This is a genomic window from Streptomyces sp. HSW2009, assembly GCF_040240285.1.
GTDB lineage: Bacteria > Actinomycetota > Actinomycetes > Streptomycetales > Streptomycetaceae > Streptomyces.
Genome location: NZ_JBEHZD010000516.1, coordinates 1 through 5538 on the forward strand (window position 1 = coordinate 1; position 5538 = coordinate 5538).

Consider the following 5538-nt stretch of genomic DNA (forward strand, 5'->3'; position numbering starts at 1 on the left):
GTGGCGGCGAGTGTTGCCATGGCGCCGCCGGTGGGGAGGTTGCCCATCAGGGTGGCGCGGTGGGCGACGAGGTGGCATGCGTCGGGGAGGGAGAAGACGCCGGCGATGTGTGCGGCGGCGATCTCGCCGATGGAATGCCCGATCACCGCATCGGGTCGTACGCCCAGGGAGTCGAGCAGCCGCGCCATCGCGACCTGCAAGGCGAACAGACCGGCTTGCGCGTATGTGGTGTGGTCCAGAAGCCCATCCGGCCCACCTGTGAAGACGACCTCGCGTAGGGGGTGGTCGAGGTGGGGGTCGAGGAGGTTGCAGACTTGGTCGAAGGCTTCCGCGTAGACGGGGAAGCGCTCGTACAACTCCTGTCCCATGCCGGCGCGTTGGCTGCCTTGGCCGCTGAAGAGGAAGACCGTGTCGCCACCGGTGGGCGCCGACTCGGACGACGGTCCGGCGGTCACGATGGCGGGGTGGCTTTCGCTGGTCGCGAGGGCGGTGAGGCCGGCGATCAGTTCTTCGCGGTCGTTGCCCACCACCGCGGCCCGCTGCTCGAACTGGGTACGGGTCGACACCAGCGACCAACCGACGTCGAGCGGCGACACCTCAGGGTCACCCGCCAGCCGCTCGGCCAACGCCCGGGCCTGGCCGCGCAGCGCCTCCAGGGAGCGGGCCGAGACCAGCCACGGCACCGTACCGTCCGCCAACCCTGTCGACGGGCCAGCATCGGACGCGGCCTCCTCCGCCGCGGTCTCGTCGGTTGCCTGCTCGCCCGCCACCTGCTCGTCCGGCGCGTCGGCCGCGTCGCTCTCCTGCGATGCGTCGCCCGCGGGCGCCTGCTCCAGGACCACGTGCGCATTGGTGCCGCTGATACCGAAGGACGACACACCCGCCCGGCGCGGATGGTCACCCTGCGGCCACTCGACCGCCTCGGTCAACAGGTGAATGGCGCCCGACGACCAGTCCACGTGCTGCGTCGGCTCGTCGATGTGCAGCGAGGCGGGCAGCAGCTCGTGCTGCATCGCCAGCACCATCTTGATCACGCCGGCGGCGCCCGCAGCCATCTGCGAGTGGCCGATGTTGGACTTGATGGAACCCAGCCACAGCGGGCGGTCGGCGGGCCGGTCCTGGCCGTAGGTGGCGAGCAGGGCCTGCGCCTCGATCGGGTCACCCAGCGCGGTGCCGGTGCCGTGCGCCTCAACGGCGTCCACGTCGGACGCGACCAGCCGGGCAGCCGCCAGCGCCTGCTGGATCACCCGCTGCTGGGCCGGCCCGTTGGGGGCGGTCAGACCGTTGCTGGCACCGTCCTGGTTGACGGCCGTGCCCCGGATCACGGCGAGCACCCGGTGCCCGTTCCTACGGGCGTCCGACAGCCGCTCCAACAGCAGTACGCCGACGCCCTCGGACATCGAGATGCCGTCGGCGGCCTGTGCGAACGGCTTGGACCTGCCGTCCGGAGCCAACCCGCGCAGATCGCTGAAACCGACGAACGGTGCCTTGGAAGACATCACGGCGGCGCCGCCGGCCAGCGCCATGTCGCACTCACCCTGGCGAATCGCCTGACAGGCTAGGTGCATCGCCACCAGCGACGACGAGCAGGCGGTGTCCACGGTGACGGCCGCGCCTTCGAGGCCGAGGGTGTACGCGACCCGGCCCGAGACGACGCTCGCGGAGTTGCCGATCGTGAAGTAGCCGGCCGAACCCTCCGGGACCTGCGACTCGTCCGAGACGTAGTCCAGGTGGTCACAGCCGATGAAGGTGCCGGTCTGGCTGCCGCGCAGCGACTCAGGGTCGATCCCGGCGTGCTCGATGGCCTCCCACGAGGCTTCCAGAGCCAACCGCTGCTGCGGCGCCATGGCCAGCGCCTCGCGCGGGCTGATCCCGAAGAACCCGGCGTCGAACCCGGCGGCGTCGTCCAGGAAGCCGCCCTCGCGGGCGTAGCTCGTACCCGGGTGCTCGGGGTCGGGGTCGTAGAAGTTGTCCAGGTCCCAGTTGCGGTCGGTCGGCACCTCCGAGACGGCGTCCCGGCCCTCGGCCACCAACTCCCACAGTTCCTCGGGGGACCGTACGCCCCCGGGGAAGTGGCATGCCATGCCGACGATCGCCACCGGCTCGTGGCCGGCCGACTCGACGTCCTTGAGACGGCGTTGGGTCTGACGCAGGTCCGCCGTCACGCGCTTGAGGTAGTCGAGAAGTTTCTCTTCATTGTTCGCCATTGGCGGCGTACCCACTTCCCTCGGCGATCACCGGCGGCCCGTGCCTTTGCTGAACGGGGCGGGCGTCAGGCGCGAACGGCTCGTGGTGCGGCGAAGGGCGGCTTCGCTCATTCCAGGGATGGTGCAGTGCGTCGTTCGCAGGCCCGCCTGCCTGTCAGCGTCGTGGACCACACTAAAGTCGACCTAATCCGAGTCAGTGGACGCTATTTCGCACAGGAAAAAGGGGCCGACAATCGCCGCCGAAGCAATCCGGAGGGGTGCTTCGGGGATCGGGTTCGGTATCGGGACGAGGCAGCGGAACGCCCAGTACCGGCCCGACCGATAACGCTGGCCGGGCCGGTGGGTGGTGCTCGTTTCGAGTGAGTTACTTACGACGACAGTCGTAGCTCCCGCGCAACACGGTGCCGTCGGAGAACGTCATCGTCTGATGGTTGGTGAAGTGATTCCTGTTCACCACCTGGTAATCGTCCCGAAGGTCGATCGGGACGCCCGTGGTCTCCCCGGTCGGGCTCGGCTTCACGACCTGGCTGAGAGCCCCGTTGAAGACCAGGTGGCCGTCCTTCCAGGGCTCGGCCGCGTAGTTCCCGTGGCTGCCCCAGTTGTCGTGGTACTGGTTAATGAATTTCTTCGCCACCGGGTCCCAGCCGAAGGTGGCGCGGCCGACCACGTCACCGGGCTGCATCGTCGCGTCGGTGTAGTAGTAGTGCCCGCCCATGGCGCGCTTCGTGGTCATCGTCATCGTCGCCGGCTTGGACCCCGGCGGCGGCGCGTAGCTGCACGCGAACGTGCCGAGCAGGAAGTCGAGGCCCTTGACCTGCGGAGGCGCGGCCAACGGGCCCGGCTTGACGGGCCGCACATGCTGCGACGGGGCGCTGGCCCCGTCGTTGTCGGCGGGCTCCGCGCCCACCGGGCCGACGGCGACGAGGGCCAGGCCCACCGCCGCGGCGCCCGCGATGCCGATGGGGACGCGCCGCCTGCGCAGGGCCGGGGCCAGCCGACGCTGCTCCCGCCCCTGAGGTTTCTCGGTACTCACACTCAACTCCAGCGATGCTCGTGCGTTGACCTGCGGCTTGCGGGCCGCGGGTGACCCACCGGCCGGCAGCGCGGGCGGTCTGCCGGGCACCGGCCCGCGATGGGGCCGAAGTGGCCCGGACGGCCGGTCACATCGCTGCTGCGGGCGGGCATGTGGGGCTCATGGTTCGGCCCGTCGCTAAAGGTGTTCTAAGGCGTGGCTGGAACTGCCCGGTGGCCGTACGGGGCGGCCGACGCCCCGCGATGCGCCCGTGCTGGCATCGGCCGGCAGGCCTGATCGAGCCCGCCATACGCACCGGCTCCCGCCCGTACGCAACGGGTCTGCGCCTTCCCGCGGGAGCTGCCCTGCGGGGCCCGGCCGACCCACCTGGACGGCACTGCCCGTACGACGCTCCGGGGCGTCATGACCACAGGACACGGGAGGGAAGCGTGGCGGGGGAGCGCCGTGGAGATCGGTGCCATAGGAGGCGAGCAGCGGAAGGAAAGGGAGGGATCGCAGGGAAGCGGAGGTGAGCGGTTCTGATGCATTTCTGCAAGATCAGAAGCGAACGTAGCACCCCTCACGGCCACGGCCAGCGCCTTTTCGGACATCGGCTGCGCCTTAGGTCAACTTTAGCCACGCCGTTCACGCTGAACCCGGCGCGGAGCCGGTGTCCGCGGCCGGGTGTTCTCGGTACGTGTTCGTGATAAGGAGATGGCGATGAGCGAGACTGGCGACGTTGGAGAATCCCCTCTCACGAGCAACTGGCCGGCCGTGGAAAAGTATTTCGAGCAGGCCCCCACATCGCAGGAGATGATGGGCTGGATCGAGAACATCTACCAGCAGGGAATTCGCCGCGCAGGGTATCCGGCCGATAGTTGGATCGAGGAGTGGGCGGTCGACCAGTTCCGTGAGACCGGCCTTGAGGACGTACGGCTCGAACCGCTGGAAACGCCCGTGTGGCGCCCGAAGTCCGCACACTTCGAGATCTGGCCGATCGGAAAGCCGGAACAGGTCACCCGATTCTCCGGCTTCGGCCTGCCGTACTCGACGCCGACCGACGGCACCGAGGGCCGGCTCGCGCGCATGGAAGACGGCGAGGTGAAGGGCGGCATCGCGGTCCAGGAGATCACCTTCTCGCACGTACCGCAGTCGCAGATGGCCGCGCGCGCCACCGACCTGTACGACCCCGAAGGCGTCCTCCCCGACCTGGTGCAGGCCGTGCCGTTCGACCTCGCGCACGTGCTCGACTTCGACGTCGCCGCCAAGAACGGCGCCACCGCGTACGTCGGTCTGCTGACCGGTGTGCCGTGGGAGACCAGCGACTTCTACTGGCCCTACGACGCCGAACAGCGCCCCATCCCCGGCATCTGGCTCAGCGGCAACGACGGGCGCGTGGTGCGCGAACTGATGGCCTCCGGGGAATGCGAGGGTCGGATCGTCTCCGACGCCACCCGCACCCGCGAGACCACGCACAACGTGGTCGGCACGCTGCCCGGTGCGTCCGACCACTGGGTGATCATCGGCTCGCACCACGACGGCCCGTGGGCCTCCGCCGTCGAAGACGCCTCCGGCGTCTCGCTGGTCCTCGCGCAGGCCAAGTTCTGGGCATCGGTGCCGCAGGAACTGCGACCGCACAATCTGCTGTTCCTGCTGACCTCCGGCCACATGGCGGGCGCCGCCGGAACCCAGGCGTTCATCGCCGACCACCAGGACCTGTTCCCGAAGGTGGTCCTGGAGATGCACCTGGAACACGTGGCCCGCCGCGCCGACGTGATCGACGGCGAGGTCGTGCCCACCGACGACCCCGAGGTGCGCTGGTGGTTCGCCACCCAGGCGCCCGCCCTGGAGAGCCTGGTGCTCGACTCGCTCGCCGCGGAGGACATCAAGCGGTCCTGGCTGCTGGCACCCAACGCGCTGGCACCCAACCCGGCCACCGACGGTGCGTACTTCTACTACACGGGCGTCCCGCTCGTGCAGTACATCTGCACCCCGATCTACATCTTCGACCCGCGCGACACGCCCGACAAGGTCGACGAGCCGAGCCTGGTGCCGATCTCCAAGGCCGCGGCCCGCATCGTCGCCGGGACCGTCGGCTGCGACCCGGACACCCTGCGGGTCCCGCTGGAGAACACGCAGCCGCCGGGCAGCGCCAGTGAGGGCTACACGCCGCCGGAGGACTGACCCCGCCTCCGTACGCGGCTGCGCCCGCACGGGAAGCCCACAGCGCCGCACCGCTGTGGGCCACACACCGAGGTCGTATTAACATCTCCGCGCCCACGAGACGGGCGCCGAGGGGGGTGGGCCTGTGGGGGGGTG

3 protein-coding genes are annotated in these 5538 nt (G+C 69.8%); 1 reads left to right on the forward strand and 2 read right to left on the reverse strand.

From position 1 onward, the window contains the following. Together AAHZ94_RS27640 and AAHZ94_RS27645 are read right to left on the reverse strand one after the other, a co-directional pair. Nucleotides 1–2207: type I polyketide synthase (locus tag AAHZ94_RS27640; protein WP_349996193.1), on the reverse strand; the 2207-nt coding region annotated here is incomplete at its 3' end. A 364-nt stretch (nucleotides 2208–2571) separates the two neighbouring features. Further along, nucleotides 2572–3240, reverse strand: coding sequence for a DUF1579 family protein (locus tag AAHZ94_RS27645; RefSeq protein ID WP_349996195.1), 669 nt, complete (start codon nucleotides 3238–3240; stop codon nucleotides 2572–2574). A gap of 699 nt (nucleotides 3241–3939) precedes the next feature. Between AAHZ94_RS27645 and AAHZ94_RS27650 the strand changes: the two genes are divergently transcribed. Further along, entirely contained in the window at nucleotides 3940–5403 is a 1464-nt protein-coding gene (locus tag AAHZ94_RS27650) for a M28 family peptidase (RefSeq protein WP_349996199.1), read from the forward strand. Nucleotides 5404–5538 lie beyond the last annotated feature (135 nt).